Source organism: Streptomyces sp. TLI_146, from assembly GCF_002846415.1.
GTDB lineage: Bacteria > Actinomycetota > Actinomycetes > Streptomycetales > Streptomycetaceae > Streptomyces.
Genome location: NZ_PJMX01000001.1, coordinates 2812348 through 2831669, shown reverse-complemented (window position 1 = coordinate 2831669; position 19322 = coordinate 2812348). Strand labels below are relative to the sequence as shown.

General features: G+C 66.7%; 20 protein-coding genes. 13 read left to right on the top strand and 7 right to left on the bottom strand.

Annotated elements, in window-relative coordinates:
* Nucleotides 1-23: 23 nt before the first annotated feature.
* Complete coding sequence (locus BX283_RS12960) at nucleotides 24-1127, top strand: amidohydrolase (protein WP_101387773.1); 1104 nt, start codon at nucleotides 24-26, stop codon at nucleotides 1125-1127.
* Here the strand turns inward: BX283_RS12960 and BX283_RS12955 are convergent.
* The 3 genes from BX283_RS12955 to BX283_RS12945 form a co-directional block, all read right to left on the bottom strand.
* Nucleotides 1101-2096, bottom strand: coding sequence for a heme A synthase (locus tag BX283_RS12955; RefSeq protein ID WP_101387772.1), 996 nt, complete (start codon nucleotides 2094-2096; stop codon nucleotides 1101-1103). The genes BX283_RS12960 and BX283_RS12955 overlap by 27 nt on opposite strands.
* Nucleotides 2097-2178: 82 nt before the next feature.
* Nucleotides 2179-2952, bottom strand: coding sequence for an ABC transporter permease (locus tag BX283_RS12950; RefSeq protein ID WP_101387771.1), 774 nt, complete (start codon nucleotides 2950-2952; stop codon nucleotides 2179-2181).
* Nucleotides 2949-3875, bottom strand: coding sequence for an ABC transporter ATP-binding protein (locus BX283_RS12945; protein ID WP_101387770.1), 927 nt, complete (start codon nucleotides 3873-3875; stop codon nucleotides 2949-2951). The genes BX283_RS12950 and BX283_RS12945 overlap by 4 nt, the downstream gene beginning before the upstream one ends.
* 350 nt (nucleotides 3876-4225) lie before the next feature.
* Between BX283_RS12945 and BX283_RS12940 the strand changes: the two genes are divergently transcribed.
* From BX283_RS12940 to BX283_RS12905, 8 genes are all read left to right on the top strand, one after another.
* Entirely contained in the window at nucleotides 4226-4975 is a 750-nt protein-coding gene (locus BX283_RS12940; protein ID WP_101387769.1) for a metalloregulator ArsR/SmtB family transcription factor, read from the top strand.
* Nucleotides 4972-6393: a Fe-S cluster assembly protein SufB gene (gene sufB / locus BX283_RS12935; protein ID WP_101387768.1), complete on the top strand. Its 1422-nt coding sequence runs from the start codon at nucleotides 4972-4974 to the stop codon at nucleotides 6391-6393. The genes BX283_RS12940 and sufB overlap by 4 nt, the downstream gene beginning before the upstream one ends.
* 66 nt (nucleotides 6394-6459) lie before the next feature.
* Nucleotides 6460-7641: a Fe-S cluster assembly protein SufD gene (gene sufD / locus BX283_RS12930; RefSeq protein ID WP_101387767.1), complete on the top strand. Its 1182-nt coding sequence runs from the start codon at nucleotides 6460-6462 to the stop codon at nucleotides 7639-7641.
* A complete protein-coding gene (locus BX283_RS12925; protein WP_101387766.1) occupies nucleotides 7641-7961 on the top strand; it encodes a non-heme iron oxygenase ferredoxin subunit in 321 nt (106 codons plus the stop codon). The genes sufD and BX283_RS12925 overlap by 1 nt, the downstream gene beginning before the upstream one ends.
* A gap of 6 nt (nucleotides 7962-7967) precedes the next feature.
* Nucleotides 7968-8732, top strand: a complete 765-nt coding sequence (gene sufC, locus BX283_RS12920; protein WP_101387765.1) for a Fe-S cluster assembly ATPase SufC — start codon at nucleotides 7968-7970, stop codon at nucleotides 8730-8732.
* Nucleotides 8729-10000, top strand: coding sequence for a cysteine desulfurase (locus tag BX283_RS12915; protein WP_101387764.1), 1272 nt, complete (start codon nucleotides 8729-8731; stop codon nucleotides 9998-10000). The genes sufC and BX283_RS12915 overlap by 4 nt, the downstream gene beginning before the upstream one ends.
* 100 nt (nucleotides 10001-10100) lie before the next feature.
* Entirely contained in the window at nucleotides 10101-10565 is a 465-nt protein-coding gene (gene sufU, locus BX283_RS12910; RefSeq protein WP_101387763.1) for a Fe-S cluster assembly sulfur transfer protein SufU, read from the top strand.
* The gene (locus tag BX283_RS12905) at nucleotides 10562-10900 is read left to right on the top strand and encodes a metal-sulfur cluster assembly factor (protein WP_101387762.1); all 339 of its coding nucleotides are present in this window, start codon (nucleotides 10562-10564) and stop codon (nucleotides 10898-10900) included. Before sufU ends, BX283_RS12905 begins: the two co-directional genes overlap by 4 nt.
* A 50-nt stretch (nucleotides 10901-10950) precedes the next feature.
* Here BX283_RS12905 and BX283_RS40590 read toward each other — a convergent pair whose 3' ends face one another.
* A complete protein-coding gene (locus tag BX283_RS40590; RefSeq protein ID WP_180357143.1) occupies nucleotides 10951-11109 on the bottom strand; it encodes a hypothetical protein in 159 nt (52 codons plus the stop codon).
* 131 nt (nucleotides 11110-11240) lie between these two features.
* A complete protein-coding gene (locus tag BX283_RS12900; RefSeq protein WP_143676424.1) occupies nucleotides 11241-13565 on the bottom strand; it encodes a tetratricopeptide repeat protein in 2325 nt (774 codons plus the stop codon).
* A gap of 54 nt (nucleotides 13566-13619) precedes the next feature.
* On the opposite strand from BX283_RS12900, the gene BX283_RS12895 reads away from it, so the two are divergent.
* The gene (locus tag BX283_RS12895) at nucleotides 13620-13949 is read left to right on the top strand and encodes a VOC family protein (protein WP_101392309.1); all 330 of its coding nucleotides are present in this window, start codon (nucleotides 13620-13622) and stop codon (nucleotides 13947-13949) included.
* A 435-nt stretch (nucleotides 13950-14384) separates the two neighbouring features.
* Here the strand turns inward: BX283_RS12895 and BX283_RS12885 are convergent, their stop codons facing one another.
* Nucleotides 14385-14681: a hypothetical protein gene (locus BX283_RS12885; protein ID WP_257582685.1), complete on the bottom strand. Its 297-nt coding sequence runs from the start codon at nucleotides 14679-14681 to the stop codon at nucleotides 14385-14387.
* 231 nt (nucleotides 14682-14912) lie between these two features.
* The gene (locus BX283_RS12880) at nucleotides 14913-16154 is read right to left on the bottom strand and encodes a helix-turn-helix transcriptional regulator (protein WP_101387758.1); all 1242 of its coding nucleotides are present in this window, start codon (nucleotides 16152-16154) and stop codon (nucleotides 14913-14915) included.
* A gap of 222 nt (nucleotides 16155-16376) precedes the next feature.
* Between BX283_RS12880 and BX283_RS40050 the strand changes: the two genes are divergently transcribed.
* From BX283_RS40050 to BX283_RS40045, 3 genes are all read left to right on the top strand, one after another.
* Complete coding sequence (locus BX283_RS40050; protein WP_143676423.1) at nucleotides 16377-17096, top strand: hypothetical protein; 720 nt, start codon at nucleotides 16377-16379, stop codon at nucleotides 17094-17096.
* A gap of 183 nt (nucleotides 17097-17279) precedes the next feature.
* Nucleotides 17280-18200 carry an HNH endonuclease gene (locus BX283_RS39800; protein WP_143676422.1) on the top strand — a complete coding sequence of 307 codons (921 nt, stop codon included), beginning with the start codon at nucleotides 17280-17282 and terminating at the stop codon, nucleotides 18198-18200.
* A gap of 151 nt (nucleotides 18201-18351) precedes the next feature.
* Nucleotides 18352-18924, top strand: a complete 573-nt coding sequence (locus tag BX283_RS40045; RefSeq protein WP_143676421.1) for a hypothetical protein — start codon at nucleotides 18352-18354, stop codon at nucleotides 18922-18924.
* Nucleotides 18925-19322 lie beyond the last annotated feature (398 nt).

Here is a 19322-nt window from a genome sequence, read left to right as displayed (position 1 = left end):
GCACACCACCCAGGGAGCCCCGGATGATCGACGCCGTGCCGCAGCCGGAGCTGGTGGACCAGTACTGCCATGGAGTGCTCCGCACCGAGCTGGGGCTCGGCACCTTCGAGACGCAGCTCGGCAGGACCGGCGCCCCGCCCGCCCCCGGCACCACGTTCTTCGACACCCAGACCGGCTTCGCCGTCCGCCGCTGGTGTCCGCCGCTGCTGGGCCTGGAGGCGCACTGCGCCCCCGCCCGCTATCTCGCCCGCCGGCGCGAGCTGGGCGTTCTGGAGACCGTCCGACGGCTGCTGCGCGGCTCGGGCGTCTCCACCTATCTGGTGGACACCGGCCTGCCGGGCGATCTGACCGGGCCGGGCGAGCTGGCCGCCGCCGGGGCCGCCGACGCCCACGAGATCGTGCGGCTGGAACTCCTCGCCGAGCAGGTCGCCGACACCTCGGGCACCGTCGACGCGTTCCTCGCCAACCTCGCCGAGGCCGTGCACACCGCGGCCGCATCGGCCGTCGCCTTCATCTCCGTGAGCGCCGTGCGCCAGAGCCTGGACCCGGCCCCGCCCGGGCCCGGCGAGGTGCGCGGCGCGGCGGGCCGCTGGCTCACCCGGCGCCGCATCCAGGACCCGCTGGAGGACCCGGTGCTGCTGCGGCACCTGCTGTGGAGCGCGGTCGCCTCGGGGCGCCCGCTCCAGCTGCGGCTCGGCATGGACGACGCGACCGGCCTCGCGGGGTTCGCCGCCGCGACCAACGGCCTGGGCACGGACCTGGTGCTGCTGCACGGCTATCCGTACCACCGCCAGGCCGCCCATCTGGCGAGCGTCTTCCCGCATGTGTACGCGGACGTGGGGCCCGCCCTGGTGCGTACGGGGGCGCGGGCCGCCGACGTCCTGGCGGAGCTCCTGGAGCTGGCGCCGTTCGGGAAGCTGCTCTACTCCAGCGGCGCGCGCGGGCTGCCCGAGCTGCATGTGGTCGGCGCCCGGCAGTTCGGCCACGCGCTGAGCCGGGTCCTGGGCGCCTGGGTGGCCGACGGGGCGTGGGCCCGTACGGACGCCGAGCGGGTCGCCGCGATGATCGGGGCGGGCAACGCCCGGCGGGTGTACGGACTGTCAGGCGCGGGTGAGCGCCGGGTCTGACTGGGCCGGGACGGACGCGGCGACCTCGGGCCGCTCGCGCAGCGACAGCAGTACGCGCACCACGGCGATCCACACCAGGCACGAGCCGAACATGTGCAGCGCGACGAGGGCCTCGGGCGTCTTCGTGAAGTACTGGACGTAGCCGACGACCCCCTGGCCCATCAGCACCAGGAACAGGTCCCGGGCCCGGTTGCGCGGGCCGATCGGGGCGTCCACGGCCTTCAGGACGAACCAGAGCGCGACGGTGAGGGCCACCACGACCCAGGCCAGGTCGGCGTGGAGCTGGCTGATCATCGTCCAGTTCAGCGGGATGCGCTCCACGTCGCTGGAGTCGCCCGCGTGCCGCCCGGCGCCGGTGACGACCGTGCCGACCGCGACCAGCAGGCCCGCCGCGACGACCAGCAGCCAGGTCAGCTGGACCACGGCCTTGCCCACCAGCGGGCGCGGCTCGCCGTCGCCCTCGCGGGTGCGCTGCCAGGTCGTCATCGCGACGGTGAGGAGCGCGGTGGAGAGCAGGAAGTGCGCCGCCACGGTGTACGGGTTGAGGCCGACCAGGACGACGATGCCGCCCAGGACCGCGTTGCCCATGACCACCCAGAACTGGACCCAGCCGAGCCGGGTGACGCTGCGCCGCCACGGGCTCGCGGCCCGGGCCGCGATGATCGCCCAGCCGACGGCCGCGCACAGCACGTACGTGAGCATGCGGTTGCCGAACTCGACCGCGCTGTGGAAGTTCATCTCGCCGGTCGGCGTCAGGCTCTGGTCGGTGCACTTGGGCCAGGTCGGGCAGCCGAGCCCGGACCCGGTGAGCCGGACCGCGCCGCCGGTCACCACGATGACGACGGCCATGACGACGGCGATCAGGGCCGCGCGCTGGACGGTCCGCGGGGACGGAGTCCACCGCTCGGCGATGAAGGCGAGCGGGTTGCGCACCGCCTGAGCCACATCGGCTCGGGTCACGTTCGGCATGGCCCCTATCGTAGGGGGACCTTTGTGCACGTTTTCACGAGGGGTGGCCGATACGGCCTCTTGCTCCCCGCGGCGGAACTTCTCACTCCCAGCGGAAGAACTTCGCCGCCGCGCCCAGGCCCAGGACCGTCCAGACCGCCAGGATCCCCAGGTCGCCCCAGGGCATGGCGGCCCCATGCTGGAGGACGTCCCGCAGCCCGTCCGACAGGGCCGAGATGGGCAGCAGCCCGAGCGCCGTCTGCACGCCGTCCGGGAACTTGTCCATCGGCACGATGACCCCGCCGCCCACGAGCAGCAGCAGGAAGACCAGATTGGCGGCGGCGAGCGTCGCCTCGGCCTTGAGCGTGCCCGCCATCAGCAGCCCGAGCCCGGAGAACGCGGCCGTGCCCAGGACCAGCAGCAGGAGCACCGCGAACGGGTTGCCGTGCGGCGACCAGCCCAGCGCGAAGGCGATCACGGTCAGCAGGACGACCTGGAGCACCTCGGTGACCAGCACCGACAGGGTCTTCGCGGTCATCAGCGCCCAGCGCGGCAGTGGGGACGCCCCGAGCCGCTTGAGCACTCCGTAGCGGCGGTCGAAGCCGGTGGCGATGGCCTGGCCGGTGAAGGCGGTGGACATCACGGCGAGCGCGAGGACGCCGGGGGTGAGGAAGTCGACGGACTTGCCGTCGCCGGTGTCGATGATGTCGACCCCGCTGAACAGCACGAGCAGCAGCGCCGGGATGACCACGGTGAGCAGCAGCTGCTCGCCGTTGCGCAGCAGCATCCGGGTCTCCAGGGCGGCCTGCGCGCCGATCATCCGGCCGACGGGCGCGGCCCCCGGGTTCGGCGTGTACGTACCAGTACCGGCGCTCATCGGCGCAGCTCCCTGCCGGTCAGCTCCAGAAAGACATCTTCGAGGGTGTGGCGTTCGACCGCGATGCCGTCGGGCATCACGCCGTGCTGGGCGCACCAGGAGGTGACGGTGGCGAGCAGCTGCGGGTCGACGGTCCCGCTGATGCGGTACGCGCCCGAGGTGAGCTCGGCCGCGGCCGTGCCGTCGGGCAGCGCCTTGAGCAGGGAGGCGAGGTCGAGGCCGGGGCGGCCGGTGAAGCGGAGGGTGTTCTCGGCGCCGCCCCGGCAGAGCGTCTCGGGGGAGCCCTGGGCGACGACCTTGCCCGCGTCGACGATCGCCACGTCGTCCGCGAGCTCCTCGGCCTCGTCCATGAAGTGCGTGGTCAGGACGACGGAGACACCGTCGGCGCGCAGTTCCCGTACGAGGTCCCAGGTGGCGCGGCGGGCCTGCGGGTCAAGGCCCGCGGTCGGCTCGTCCAGGAAGACCAGCTCGGGGCGGCCGACCACGGCCATGGCGAGCGCCAGGCGCTGCTGCTGGCCGCCGGAGAGCCGGCGGTAGGTGGTGCGGCCGCAGCTCTCCAGGCCGAGCCGCTCGATCAGCGCGGGCACGTCGAGGGGGTGGGCGTGCAGCTTCGCCATGTGGCGGAGCATCTCCTCGGCGCGGGCGCCGGAGTAGACGCCGCCGGACTGGAGCATCACGCCGATGCGCGGGCGCAGCCGCTCGGCCTCGGTGACCGGGTCGAGACCCAGGACGCGGACCGTGCCGGCGTCCGGCCTGCGGTAGCCCTCGCAGATCTCGATGGTGGTGGTCTTGCCGGCACCGTTGGGGCCGAGGACGGCGGTGACGGTCCCGGCGGCGACCCGCAGGTCGAGGCCGTCCACGGCGGTCTTCGATCCGTACCGTTTGACCAGGCCCATGACCTGGACGACGGACTCGCTCTTCATGACGAGCCAGTCTAGGCAGCGCGCGCGGGGCGCCGGACCGTGGGGCGGGGGTCGTGCGGGGGCACGGACGCGCGAATGCGCGACCACTCTTTTTCGGCCGTCGGGGGGCTCTGCCGGGGGTCTGCGTGGACCCGTCCGGGGGAGCGCCCGCAGAGGTGTGCGAAAAGGGTCGCCGTGTGCCATACCCCGAGGTCAAGCGGGTCGGCAGGGTCCTTTTGCGGGGTCCCCCATTTGATCGATCAGAGATCGTTTCCGCAGGTCAGCTTAGGTATGCCTAAGTGATGCACCGCACCGTTCAATGATCAAGAGGTGGCTTGTCAGGCTCTGAGGAATTACGCAACAATGGTGTTGTGAAAAACGTTGGCGAGGCTCCGCAGGAGGAACTCGCGACCGGTGAGCGGTCCACCCGCAACCGGGTCGCGCGCTCCATCCTGGACCACGGGCCCTCGACCGTCGCGGACCTCGCGAAGCGCCTCGGCCTCACCCAGGCTGCCGTCCGCCGCCACCTCGATGCCCTGGCGGCGGACGACATCGTCACCGCCCGGGAACAGCGGGTGTACGGGGCACGGACCCGCGGCAGGCCCGCCAAGGTCTTCGCCCTCACGGACTGCGGGCGGGACGCCTTCGACCAGTCGTACGACAAGCTGGCCGTGGACGCGCTCCGCTGGATCGAGAAGTCCGCGGGCGGCGGCGCGGCCGGCGAGGAAGCCGTCGTCGCCTTCGCCCGGGCGCGGATCGAGGCCCAGTCCGAGAGCTACCGCGAGGCTGTCGAGGCGGCGCCGCCCGAGGAGCGCACCGAGGCCCTGGCCAAGGCCTTGACCGCCGACGGGTACGCTGCTACGGCGCGCAGCGCGCCCCTCCCCGGACGGGGCGAGCAGCTCTGCCAGCACCACTGCCCGGTCGCCCACGCGGCCGAGCAGTTCCCGCAGCTGTGCGAGGCGGAGACGGAGTTCTTCTCCCGCCTGCTGGGAACCCATGTGCAGCGTCTGGCCACCATCGCCCACGGCGACGGGGTGTGCACGACGTTCATCCCGCACAGCGCACCACAGACCACCACCGAATCAGCATCCACAAGCACGGCCGGGAGGAACCCCGCATGACTCTCCCCACGGAGACTGCCCACCCCGAACTCGAGGGCCTGGGCAACTACGAGTACGGCTGGGCCGACTCCGACGCGGCGGGTGCCGTTGCCAAGCGCGGGCTCTCCGAGGACGTCGTCCGCGACATCTCGGGCAAGAAGAACGAGCCCGAGTGGATGCTGAAGCTGCGCCTCAAGGGCCTGCGCCTCTTCGACAAGAAGCCCATGCCGAAGTGGGGCTCGGACCTCTCGGGCATCGACTTCGACAACATCAAGTACTTCGTGCGCTCCACCGAGAAGCAGGCCGCTTCCTGGGAGGACCTGCCCGAGGACATCAAGAACACGTACGACAAGCTCGGCATCCCCGAGGCGGAGAAGCAGCGCCTCGTCGCCGGTGTCGCGGCCCAGTACGAGTCCGAGGTCGTCTACCACCAGATCCGCGAGGACCTGGAGCAGCAGGGCGTGATCTTCCTCGACACGGACACCGCGCTCAAGGAGCACCCGGAGCTCTTCCAGGAGTACTTCGGCACGGTCATCCCGGTCGGCGACAACAAGTTCGCGTCGCTGAACACGGCCGTGTGGTCCGGCGGCTCGTTCATCTACGTGCCCAAGGGCGTCCACGTCGACATCCCGCTCCAGGCCTACTTCCGTATCAACACGGAGAACATGGGCCAGTTCGAGCGGACGCTGATCATCGTCGACGAGGACGCGTACGTCCACTACGTCGAGGGCTGCACCGCCCCGATCTACTCCTCGGACTCGCTGCACAGCGCCGTCGTCGAGATCATCGTCAAGAAGGGCGGCCGCTGCCGCTACACGACGATCCAGAACTGGTCGAACAACGTCTACAACCTGGTCACCAAGCGCGCCGTGGCGTACGAGGGCGCGACCATGGAGTGGATCGACGGCAACATCGGTTCCAAGGTCACCATGAAGTACCCGGCCGTCTACCTGATGGGCGAGCACGCCAAGGGCGAGACCCTGTCCATCGCCTTCGCGGGCGAGGGCCAGCACCAGGACGCCGGCTCCAAGATGGTCCACATGGCGCCGAACACGTCCTCCAACATCGTCTCCAAGTCGGTGGCGCGAGGCGGCGGCCGCACCTCGTACCGCGGTCTGGTCGAGATCGGCGAGGGCGCGGCCGGATCGAAGTCGAACGTGCTGTGCGACGCGCTGCTCGTCGACACCATCTCCCGCTCCGACACCTACCCGTACGTGGACGTCCGCGAGGACGACGTGTCCATGGGCCACGAGGCGACCGTCTCCAAGGTCTCCGAGGACCAGCTCTTCTACCTGATGAGCCGCGGTCTGACGGAGTTCGAGGCGATGGCGATGATCGTGCGCGGCTTCGTCGAGCCGATCGCCAAGGAGCTGCCCATGGAGTACGCCCTGGAGCTCAACCGGCTGATCGAGCTGCAGATGGAGGGTTCGGTCGGCTAGTACGGCCCGACCGTCCCCCGCAGCAGCGAACGCAGACTGATCTAGGAAGAGAGCACTACGACAGCCATGGCTGAGGCTCAGAACATCCCGGCGGGCTCCACCACCGCCGGCTCGATCGCGGTGGCCGCCGAGTCGACCGTCGCCACGCGCATGAGCGCCCCCCCGTCCTTCGACGTGCAGGACTTCCCGGTCCCGCACGGCCGTGAGGAGGAGTGGCGGTTCACGCCGCTGGCGCGGCTGCGCGGGCTGCACGACGGCACCGCCGTGGCGACCGGCGACGGACTGCGCGTCGAGGTGACCGCCCCCGAGGGCGTCGTCGTCGAGACCGTGGGCCGCGACGACGCGCGGCTCGGCCGGGCGGGCACGCCGGTGGACCGGATCGCCGCCCAGGCCTACTCGTCGTTCGAGAAGGCCTCGGTCGTGACCGTCCCCAAGGAGGCGGTCCTCACCGAGCCGATCCGTATCGCCGTGCACGGCGAGGGCGGCACCGTCTTCGCGCACCAGGTCGTCGAGCTCGGCGCGTTCGCCGAGGCCGTCGTGGTCATCGACCACACCGGTGACGCGGTGCTCGCCGCCAACGTGGACTTCGTCCTCGGCGACGGCGCCAAGCTGACCGTCGTCTCCGTGCAGGACTGGGACGACAAGGCCGTCCACGTCGCCCAGCACAACACGCTGATCGGCCGCGACGCCTCCTTCAAGTCCGTCGTCGTCACCTTCGGCGGCGACCTGGTCCGTCTGCACCCGCGGGTCTCCTACGCGGGCACCGGCGGCGAGGCCGAGCTGTTCGGCCTGTACTTCACCGACAAGGGCCAGCACCAGGAGCACCGGCTCTTCGTCGACCACAACACGCCGCACTGCAAGTCCAACGCCGTGTACAAGGGCGCCCTCCAGGGCGACGACGCGCACGCCGTGTGGATCGGTGACGTGCTCATCCAGGCCAAGGCCGAGGGCACCGACACCTACGAGATGAACCGCAACCTGGTCCTCACCGACGGCGCCCGCGTCGACTCCGTGCCGAACCTGGAGATCGAGACCGGCGAGATCGCCGGCGCCGGTCACGCCTCCGCCACCGGCCGCTTCGACGACGAGCAGCTGTTCTACCTGATGGCGCGCGGCATCCCCGCGGCCGAGGCCCGCCGTCTGGTGGTCCGCGGCTTCTTCGCCGAGCTGGTCCAGCAGGTCGGTGTCGCGGACGTGGAGGAGCGCCTGCTCGCCAAGATCGAGGCGGAGCTGGAGGCGGCCGTCTGATGTCCGCCTTCGTCCGCGTCTGCGCGCTGAGCGAGCTGGAGGAGGACACCCCGAAGCGGGTGGAACTCGACGGCACGCCGGTCTCGCTCGTCCGTACCGAGGGCGAGGTGTTCGCGATCCACGACATCTGCTCGCACGCGAACGTCTCGCTGTCGGAGGGCGAGGTCGAGGACTGCCAGATCGAGTGCTGGCTGCACGGCTCCACGTTCGACCTGCGCACCGGCAAGCCGTCGGGCCTGCCCGCGACGCGCCCCGTGCCCGTTTACCCCGTAAAGATCGAAGGGGACGATGTTCTCGTCTCCGTATCCCAGGAGAACTAAGTCCCCATGGCAACGCTTGAAATCCGCGACCTGCACGTCACCGTGGAAGCCGAGAACGGCCCCCGGGAGATCCTCAAGGGCGTCGACCTGACCGTGAAGCAGGGCGAGACCCACGCCATCATGGGTCCCAACGGCTCCGGCAAGTCCACCCTCGCGTACTCGCTCGCGGGTCACCCCAAGTACACGATCACCGGCGGTACGGTCACGCTGGACGGCGAGGACGTCCTGGAGATGTCCGTCGACGAGCGCGCCCGCGCCGGCGTCTTCCTGGCCATGCAGTACCCGGTCGAGGTCCCTGGCGTCTCGGTCTCCAACTTCCTGCGCACCTCCGCCACCGCCGTGCGCGGCGAGGCGCCCAAGCTGCGCACCTGGGTGAAGGAGGTCAAGTCCGCCATGGAGCAGCTCCAGATGGACCCGGCCTTCGCCGAGCGCAACGTCAACGAGGGCTTCTCCGGCGGTGAGAAGAAGCGCCACGAGATCCTTCAGCTGGAGCTCCTCAAGCCGAAGATCGCGATCCTCGACGAGACCGACTCGGGCCTGGACGTCGACGCGCTGCGCGTCGTCTCCGAGGGCGTCAACCGCGTCCGCGAGAGCGGCGAGGTCGGCACCCTGCTGATCACGCACTACACGCGCATCCTGCGCTACATCAAGCCCGACTTCGTGCACGTGTTCGCGAACGGCCGCATCGCCGAGTCCGGCGGCGCCGAGCTCGCCGACAAGCTGGAGAACGAGGGCTACGAGGCTTACACGAAGGGTGGCGCATCCGAGTGACACAGCTGCCGGGCCTCCTCACCGGGTCTCATCTTCTTGACGAGGCGATCCGCAAGGACTTCCCCCTCCTGGACCGTGTGGTCCACGATGGGAAGAAGATCGTGTACCTCGACAGCGCGGCGACTTCGCAGAAGCCGCGCCAGGTGCTCGACGCCCTCAACGAGTACTACGAGCGGCACAACGCCAACGTCCACCGTGGTGTGTACACGGTGGCCGAGGAGGCCACGGCGCTGTACGAGGGCGCGCGCGACAAGGTCGCCGCGTTCATCAACGCGCCGAGCCGCGACGAGGTGATCTTCACCAAGAACGCCTCGGAGTCGCTCAACCTGGTCGCCAACATGCTGGGCTGGGCCGACGAGCCCTACCGCGTGGACCATGAGACCGAGATAGTCATCACGGAGATGGAGCACCACTCCAACATCGTGCCGTGGCAGCTGCTCTCGCAGCGGACCGGCGCGAAGCTGAAGTGGTTCGGCCTCACCGACGACGGCCGCCTTGACCTCTCCAACATCGACGAGATCATCACCGAGAAGACGAAGATCGTCTCCTTCACGCTGGTCTCGAACCTGCTGGGCACGGTCAACCCGGTCGAGGCGATCGTCCGCCGCGCCCAGGAGGTCGGCGCACTGCTGTGCATCGACGCCTCGCAGGCCGCGCCGCACATGCCGCTGGACGTCCAGGCCCTCCAGGCCGACTTCGTGGCCTTCACCGGCCACAAGATGTGCGGCCCGACCGGCATCGGCGTCCTCTGGGGCCGCCAGGAGCTGCTGGAAGACCTCCCCCCCTTCCTCGGCGGCGGCGAGATGATCGAGACGGTCTCGATGCACTCGTCGACGTACGCGCCCGCGCCGCACAAGTTCGAGGCCGGTACGCCCCCGATCGCCCAGGCCGTCGGCCTCGGCGCGGCCGTGGACTACCTCTCGGCGATCGGCATGGACAAGATCGCCGCGCATGAGCACGCGATCACCGAGTACGCGGTGAAGCGCCTCCAGGAGGTCCCCGACCTGCGGATCATCGGCCCCACCACGGCCGAGGACCGCGGCGCCGCGATCTCCTTCGTGCTGGGCGACATCCACCCGCACGACGTGGGCCAGGTCCTCGACGAGGAGGGCATCGCGGTCCGGGTCGGCCACCACTGCGCGCGCCCGGTCTGCCTGCGCTACGGAATTCCCGCGACCACGCGAGCGTCTTTCTATCTGTACTCCACGCCCGCCGAGGTCGACGCCCTGGTGGACGGCCTGGAGCACGTACGAAACTTCTTCGGCTAGGGGTTACCGACGTGCTGTGTCTTCCCGGGGGACACCCCCCGGACCCCCGGCCGGAAAGCACGTCGTGGCGAGCGATTACAGGGACGCGAGGTAATGCGTTGTGAAGCTGGATTCGATGTACCAGGACGTCATCCTGGACCACTACAAGCACCCCCACGGGCGGGGCTTGCGGGACGGTGACGCCGAGGTGCACCACGTGAACCCGACGTGCGGCGACGAGATCACCCTCCGGGTGAAGTACGCGGGCTCGCGGATCGAGGACGTCTCGTACGAGGGCCAGGGCTGCTCCATCAGCCAGGCCAGCGCCTCGGTCCTCAACGACCTGCTGGTCGGCAAGGACCTGGCCGAGGCGCAGCGGATCCAGGAGACCTTCCTGGAGCTGATGCAGTCCAAGGGCCAGCTGGAGCCGGACGACGCGATGGAGGAGGTCCTGGAGGACGCGGTGGCTTTCGCCGGCGTCTCCAAGTACCCCGCGCGCGTCAAGTGTGCTCTGCTGAGCTGGATGGCCTGGAAGGACGCGACGGCCCAGGCGCTGGGCGCCGGAGCCGAGAGGAAGAGCGCATGACCGAGAACGCAGAGGCCACCTTGAAGCCGGCCTCGGAGGAAGAAGTCCGCGAGGCGCTGTACGACGTCGTCGACCCCGAGCTGGGCATCGACGTCGTCAACCTGGGCCTCATCTACGGCATCCACATCGACGACGCCAACATCGCGACGCTGGACATGACCCTGACGTCGGCGGCCTGCCCGCTGACCGATGTGATCGAGGACCAGGCGAAGTCCGCGACGGAGGGCATCGTCAACGAGCTCAAGATCAACTGGGTCTGGATGCCGCCGTGGGGGCCGGACAAGATCACGGATGATGGACGCGAGCAGCTGCGGGCGCTCGGGTTCAACGTCTGAGCGAGCTGTGCGTGTGTAGGGCCCCGGCTGTGTGCCGGGGCCCTTTCGCGTCAACGGCGCCGGCGCATCGCCTCGGCGAGGATGCGGAACGCGGCGAGGCGGTGCTCACCTCGCAGGCCGTGCAGCGTCGTGAGATGACCGATGAGCAGAGTCGCTGCCACCGTGAGCGGGATCCCGGTCAGCAGGAGGAGTTCGCGTGTGAAGGGCATGTGCGCCAGCCTTCCTCGAAGTGTCGATGTCGCTGCGATCGCGTGGCACTACGAAAGCGGCCGGACGCCGCGCGAACCATCGTCCCCGTGCGCCGACGGCTCATCGGTGCAGGTCAGAAAGGCCAGGCGGTTTATCCCGGCGGGATCGCGGTGCAACGGCGGAACCCGCGCTCCGGGTCGCGTGTCTCGTTTTCGCGGAAGGGATCGAACCAGTCGTCTGCTTCGAGGTTCGCGATGCCGAGATGTCGATGGATGGGATTGTCCGGCTCCTCGATGCCCTGCGCCCAGGGCTCGTACAGGAACAGCACATCCGTGTCTTCAAGGAAGAGACCCAGACACAGGCCCCAGTCATAGTCGCCGGCCTCCTCTGGGAGCCCCTCGGTGAACATATCCACCAGCTCTGGCTCGTCCGCCACCATGGCCGAAGCACGTTCGAGGGCGATATGCATCGCCATCTCTTCACCCGTGCAGGTGGGCTGGGGCCACTCACCGGACCGGATGTCCTGGGCGAGGTCGTCGAAGCATCGGGCCATCTGACGACGCCACTTCGCGTTCTGGCCCCAGGTGAGCACGGGCAGATCACTGAAGACGGCAGCGTAGTTATGGGTGAGGTCGACTCGCTGGTCTCCGATCTCTTCCAACGAGTCGTACGCCATGTCTGCCGAGATAACGAAAGCGGCTTCCAGGACGCGCAGGGTACGCGGAGTGGGGCCGTAGTCCTCGGCCTCGTCCCAGTCCGCGTCGGCGGCTGCCCCGACATCCGGCTCAATGAGGTGAGGCGTCTGGGCCTTCGGCGGACGGATCAGAGTCGGTTCGTTGTAGTACGACTGCGCTACCTCATCCCCCGCCTCGGCCGCCTTCCGGTACCACTGGGAAGCGGTCTCGCGGTCCTGGTTGCGGAAGTGGAGATTGCCCATCAGACGGAAGGAGAGGACGTCTCCCGAGTCGATGGCGCGTTGAAGCCATCGGGCCGCTTCCTGCCGGTCGGTGTGCTCGCAGAGCACACCGAGCGTGCGCTGTGCCTCGGCGTCCTGTGCCTCTGCGAGCGGAAGCAGGGCCTTTCGGCCGATGTCCATGCGGTCATTGGCGTGGGCCGCGAGGGCGATGCTGAAGCGTTGGTGTCTTTCGGTGCCCGATGCGAGGACGGTTGCCCAGACCTTCTCGGGGATCAGCTTGGGTGAGGGACCTCGGTCCTGCAGATGAGCGTCGAGCAGATAGTCGAAGGGACGCAGCCCATCGCCTTCAGGTATCAGGAGGCGTGTCACGGCGTCGCGCGGGCTGGTAGCCCAGGAGAGGGCGGCCTCGAATGGTTCGGGACCGATCAGTTGCTTGTTGCTTCCCGGCAGGTAGTCCTCGTGCAGTTCGCCAAGGAGGCCGACCGAAAGGGGTTCTGTCAGGCCGGCGAGGGCCAGGTCGATCGCGCACCACACCAGCGCAGCCCCACGGGGGTTGCCGTTCACCACGGACGCACCGCGCAACTCACGCCATAGCTGAGGACCCGTCGCCAGTGTTTCGGCGATGCCGAAGTCGGCGGCCTGGCTGATTGCGAGGCGCAGCCGCTCGTCGCGGTCGGACCGGAACTGCTTCCGAGCGCGGTCGACCTCGCCCGCGGACCAGAGCCGCTCGACTTCGAACTCCTGGGCCAGCCTGACCAGCTCTTCGTCGGGCAGGTCCTTCCGGATGCGCGACCGGATTGTTCCGAGCACCACGGTCTGAGTGGTGCGCAGGGTATGCAGGTCCTTGAGGTCAAAACTTCCTGGGCCGAGGTATTTCTCTATGTCGTTCAGCCAGAGCACACATCGCTCGTCACTCCTGGCCGCCCGGACTGCCTTGCTGATCGCCTCGGGAAGGTCAGTGATGTGGCGTGGCGCGATCAGTAGGTGATCCGACAGCGTCGCTCTCATGGCTTCGTAGGCGCATCGAGTCTTCCCCGCAGTGGAGTCGCCGACCAGGAGCACAACACCGCCGCTGCCGCTCATGCGTGACAGAGCCGCTCTTACGTCGGGGTCGACGTCGCGGGGAATGTAGACGGGGACGGCGTTCCCGTCCTTGGTCGTTCGGGCCCGGTGCACCATGAGTTCGAGTGGGTCCGCATCCCGGACGCGGATTGCGACGGTTCCTGGCTGGGGAGGTTCGCTCGGCGCGGCGCGTGCTCGCTCGTAGAGCCTTCGCCAGCGTGGGGGGTCGTCGAACTTTCCCCGGGGCAGCGACGCCGCCTGTTCCAGGGCAGTGAGGAAGGATTCCAGGACGGACCAGGTCCGAGGCAGCCGATCGCCACTGCACCAGGCACTGATTGCGCTCGTACTCACAGGTGGTCGGTTCTTCGCCGCTGTGGCTCTGGAGATCTTTTCCAGGGTGGGCTTCGTCTTGCCCTCGCGTTTCGCTTCCTCCATGGCAGCCCGCACGGCTCGGGCGAATTCCGCGCGGGCGTCCGCGTCGAATGTCGAGTGGTCCATGACGCGATGGTGCCGGACGGCACTGACATCACCGCAGAGCACATACTGATGGGTATGGCCGTTACTCTGTACCACCTTGCCGTGGACGCTCATGATCTGCCCGCTCTCGCGCGGTTCTGGTGCCAGGTCCTGGACTGGAAAGTGCTTTTCGAGGACGAGGAGGAGATCGTGATCGGGGCGCATGAGACCGCCTTCCCCGGAATGTGTTTCCTGCCCGTGCCCGAGCCCAAGGCGGGCAAGAACCGGCTGCACATCGACCTCATCCCGGATGACCAGGCCGCCGAGATCGAGCGGCTGGTGGGGCTCGGGGCGCGGCGGGTGGACGTCGGGCAGGGCAGCGAGGCGACGTGGGTCGTGCTCGCCGATCCGAACGCGTCTAACTAGCGATTCTGGACGTTACACCAGGTCAGCGGGTATGCGGAAGCGCCCGAACCCACGCCAACGGATGCGTCACGTGATTGGCGGCACGTCCATCGCGAGAGCGTTCCGAGCAACGTCGGCGTGATCTAGGCAGGCAAACAACTGGTACGGACGCACAGACGGGGCAGCCGAGACGCTGAGCCTTGATTCGCCGTCTCTCAGCGCGCCGGGGTCATTCGTCCCGCGTTACGCGGGCATGGTCCGCGACGACACGGCGGAAGAGGTCATGACCAGTCCGGCCGGTGTGGCGAAGACACCAGTCCTGAGCGTCTTCCTGCTCGCCCTGGGGGCCGGATGTCTCCTCACACTCCGACGTGGTCGCGCAGAAGGCTTCGAAGATCCACCCGCCTTCTTCCACGTGCCGGATGCTGTGCTTCACGAACCGAAGGACAGCGCGGGTCATGCGGACGCCTCAGCGGACTGTGCCGGGTCTTCGTCGTCCCCGTCTTCGTCGTCATCCTCGCTGGCGTCCGGCGCAGACAGGCGGAGCCCTCGACTCTCGGCGATCCGCAGCGCGTCAGTCAGGCACTCGGAAAGGCGTAGGGCCGTGTACCGCACCTCAGCGTTGGGGGTCATGGGGTCGTCCAGCACCTTGCGCGCTTGCTTGAGAACGTCCTCACCCATGGCAAGATGCACGGCCTCAAAGTCGTCAGCGAGCCGAGACAAGAAGCCGCCTTCGTCGCCGGTGCTCAACATGCACCGCTTGCCGTCCTCAGTCACCCAAGGGAGTAACCGGGGCGTGTGTCCCGTCGACACGTCGGCAAGGTGTTCCCGTCGCCGCCGGTCACCTTCCGTTCTCTGCATTGCTTCGGCCCCCTTCGCCGTTGGTCAGTAAGGGGGACCGTATGAGCAGACAGAGCGTCAATCCACATGCGCAATGCGATAGTTCAGCAACCCAGCGCGCCGAACTACCATGCTCCGCAGTAGTTACCCGGCAAGCCCAAGATGAGCTGCCATGCTGCGCATCTCTTCCGTCAGCGTCCGCTTACGGGTCTTTAGAATGTCCCCCATCACGCGTCGCGCCATGGGCTGATGCGTTAGCCACACATCGGCCGTCTCACGAAGGTTGGCCAACTCATCCATGGCGTCCTGGTGAGACCCGAGCAAGACGTGAGCGCGGGCAACGTCCAGTCGGTGACGGCCCCAGTTGTTCGTACTCAACCGACCGAAGTTCTTCACGGCCTTGGGGCTCAGGGGGCCTTCATCGGCTCGACGCAGAACACCGCGCGCATCACCCACAAGGGCAAGGTCCTCAACGGCTTTCGCCTCAGCGGTCACGGGGCCAAACGCGCTCCAGTGTGAAGGGAAGCCCGTGTGTTCCCGCTCCAGAGCACCCCCAGCGGTCGCCGCCATTCGACGGGCGTGCTTTGCCACATCCGGCCTGTTGTTCCGCCGTGCAGCAGCGGCAACCCTGAGCCACAACTCACCCCAGACGGCAAGCTGGGCGGGAGTCGCAGAAGACATGCGCGGTTCGATCTCCGCTGCCGTTTGCGCTGCAAGCTGCTCGCTCTCGTCGAACCGGTCCTGCCGCAGCAAAAGCCAGCCCAGTCCTACAACTCCCGTTGCTGCCAACTGAGTTTGGCCAGTCTCGCGGGCAAGCCGGATTGCCTCAGCGAGTGCGAAGTAAGCCATGTCGTACTGGCGTACCTGAGTGAGGTACTTACCCGCGAGCATCAGGGCGTGCGCGCGGGCAATCATGCCGTGTTGCTGCTCTTCGCCTTCAAGAGTGGCTACGGCGGCTTCAGAGGACCGCAGCAAGCCGGGCAGCTTCCGTGCTACGGACGTGTACCGGTCCGCCTGGTAGAGCGCGTGGCCGTCCTGTACGCCCTGCCGGATGGTGGAGACCTCCCCGGCTTCACCAGGCTCTGACAGAGGCGCTGAGAGCCCGATAGGGGGCATGAGGGCACGCCTCAACTCTGCCAGATAGCGGCGGTTCGCCTCATCCTCCGCACCAACGACGGACTTCGGCGTCTCGGTGGCGAACAGGTCGGAAGTTGAGACCCCCAGCGCGCGGGCAAGGGCGGCAAGGGTGTCCATGCTCACGTGCCCACCTTGCTCCGCCTTGCGAACCGTGCTCAGCGACAGGTCAGCCGCTTCGGCCAACCCTTCTTGGCTCAGTCCGGCCGTGCGCCGGTACTTCTTGACGTTGTCTGCCAACCCTGTAGACATCGGCACCACCTCACGTCAAGGGTATGCCCGCCGCCTACCGGAGCAACGCTGATCGGTCAAGCCAGAGGCCAGCGAAGGACATCTGATACATCGTCAGATAGGGCAAGAGCCCCGTACCGGCCACGAGGAAGGCAGCGGGTGCGGGGCTACGGTCATGTGGTCATTGCGAGATACCAACGGTCGAACTTCCCAGAGTGAGGCGCTCGCGCGCATCATCACTACATGCTTACGAGTCTTCTGCCGGGGTTCCGCCACTTACGCACGCCGTTCGCTGTTGGAGCGCTATTCACCTTTACGTTCTGGATTTGGCGTGGTGCTTCCATTCCTACCCACAATGAAATGCACGGCTTTCCCGGGCGCCTATATTCGCTAGCAGAGCTTGCCGGAAGGCCGATAACAACAGCCGTCTTGGCGTTCGTCGTCTATGTCATAGGTGACATTCTAAAACTTTCGACCGACCAGCTATCCATCCTCAATAAAAGTCCCCATCTATCCCTGGTGAACTATTTCGACTTACGACGCTTCGCCCGCAGCGCATTCGAAAAGCGTGCACCTCATGGCGAGCCTTCCGGTCTCGTGGACAGCCTAACGCGCAAGATATTCGAGGATGGATTCTCTGAGATCCGAATGCGCCTTATAGTTAGTCACTTAGACCTCTACCTAGAGCACGACAGAACTGAATCCGAAGGAGAGTTCCGCGCCAACGTGGCGGTATTCTCTGCCCTGCTCTGGATCACTCTGGCGTTCAAGTGGTCACCTCTCTTCGCTGTCGGCTTGCTCGCTTCGGCGATGCTGCTCGTTAACGGGCTACGTACATTAACGGACGCCAATAAAATCATAGTTCAGGCTCTGATATCTGGTGTCGTCACTTCTCGCTACTACGAAGAAGAGAAGCAGCGCGACCAGGCGAGCGAAGATGAAGCCGGACGCGATAACACCTGAACCTAGAATTCTGGTGAGTTCCGCAGGTTCGCGCAAACGCTTGCAGTTGCGGCGCTAGCTTTTTCCCTCCCTGCCGAGTGGCTAGAGAGCGGGAGGGAGGGCATCCCCCAGGGGTAGGTGTGCACCCGCTGTCAGTCTCGAAAGACCTGGGCGCTGGGTGGTGGGTGCGGGCATACTCGACATGTGAACAAGAGAGAACGTTGGTTCAATGAAGGAGCGCCGCTGCTCCGGCAAGTAATGGAACGGATTGGGCTCGCTGATCGGCTGCCCAGTGACGATCCCTACTACGCCTGCCCATGCTGTTTGTACGCCTTCTCCCTTGAGGCGGTCGCAGCTCAGAACTTGACTATCGAGCACGTGCCGCCGGAAGCACTCGACGGAAAAGGAATGCTGCTCACCTGCAAGCGCTGCAATAATGACGCGGGGCGAGACTTCGATTCTCACGCGCAGTTGCGTGCTGAGTTCTACAACATGCTGGCAGGTAAGGGCACGAAGCGTCCTTTGCGTGCCGTGTTTGAAGCGGGAGATACGCGCGTAAACGGGGTGGCGCAGAGCACGGGGAATGGTTGGTTCCTGGAAGGAGTGCCCAAACAAAACCATCCGGCAATGCTTGACGCTCATGAGAGCGAACTGCGCGCCGCATCCGAAAGCGGGGAAACGGCGGGAATCAAGTTCACGGTCAAAGCGCGCTTTTCGTCGAAGCATGCTGATGTTTCGTGGGTACGCTCTGCCTACTTGGCCGCATTCTCTGCCCTGGGGTGGAGCTACATTCTCCAGCCTGCACTGAATCCCATCCGGGAGCAGATCAAGCCCGGATCACTCGCCACTCTGCCGCCAATTATCGGATTCAACCCGAGTTATGATGCCGACCTTAGGCAAATCATGATTGTCGAAAAACCGGAGGAGTTGAGCAGTGTGGTTGTAAGAATCGGCCACTACACCGTTTTCCTCCCGGATCCGTGGGGGACCCAGACTCTTGATCAGTTGGCGGCGTCGATTTCAGGCTTGTGGGATGAGGCTGGCAAAGTTCCGTTCAACTTGAATGGCAAGATCGTGCCCTGGCCGACCAAGCCGATGTACGCGCTGGACACGCTGACTCCTTAGCACCAGCACACAGGCCAGCGAAGTTGCAGCGCAGCAAAGACACAGGTCGGAAAAGGTAGGGGATTCAGCCGGCTGAGGGTGCCTGGTTGCGGCAGCACGCCCCGGGCAGGTGCCCTTGACCACATGCCTGGTGCACCACGAAAGTTGCGCCATGGATGCGGGATTGGCGGCAGTGCTGGGCGCGTTGGCAGGGTCGGTTGCAACCATTGGTGCAGCGCTGGCTACCGGCTGGACAGCACGAGAACAGGCGAAGCTGGCGGCACGGTCTGAGCACCTTCGGCAGCGACGGGACGCCCGGCAGGTTATCTACGAAGAATTCATAGACGCAGCACAGGCTCATGCAGATCTCACCAAGCTCCTCTTAGCTCCGGTACCAGAGGAACTCAGTGACCTACAGCGGATGCGCATCCTTCCGCAAGGAATGGATCTGGCGACGGTAATCAGTGAAGCCAAATCGCTTTCCGAAAAGCTGTCTAAGGTGTCAACGAGAGTTCAGCTCGCTGGCCCCAAAGACGTGAGCACCGCAGCAGCTCTAGTCGACGAAAAATCCAGTGATGTCTATGTGAGCCTGTCCCTAATGGCCCTGCCCGCCTACCCGGGCATGCCAAGTCTGGCTGAACAATGGAGGGAGGGAGCCATGCACTATGTGGACTTCAGTGAAGCCAGGGATAACTTCTTTGAACGTGCGCGTATTGCGCTGGACAACGACGGGACAAAGAGATAGGTGCCCTGTGCGGGTAGAATGCAGGGCACCTGTGGTCAACGGGCCTTCCATGCCCGATAGCAGGCGAGACACATTGACTTCCGATATCCCGGGGAATCCGGCCGGGAAACACCCCGGGCAATGAGTGCACGGGTCTGGTCGGTCTTCACGGACCCGTGTGAGTGAGTCGAATGCTGACCCTCGCTGACCAGGGACGATGCGGCCACGGTGGCACCACTCCAGAACTCCTAGAACGGTGCGTTCGGAGACCTCGAGGGCAATGAGTTCTGTGTGCTGCGGCCCAAGGCGACCCTGGTCGACTGAACCGGCTCGCGTACGGATCTGTTCGCCCCCCGTACGTACCCCGTACGGCCGAAATTGGCGCACGCGCAGGACCCTTCTCGTCGACATCACGCCTA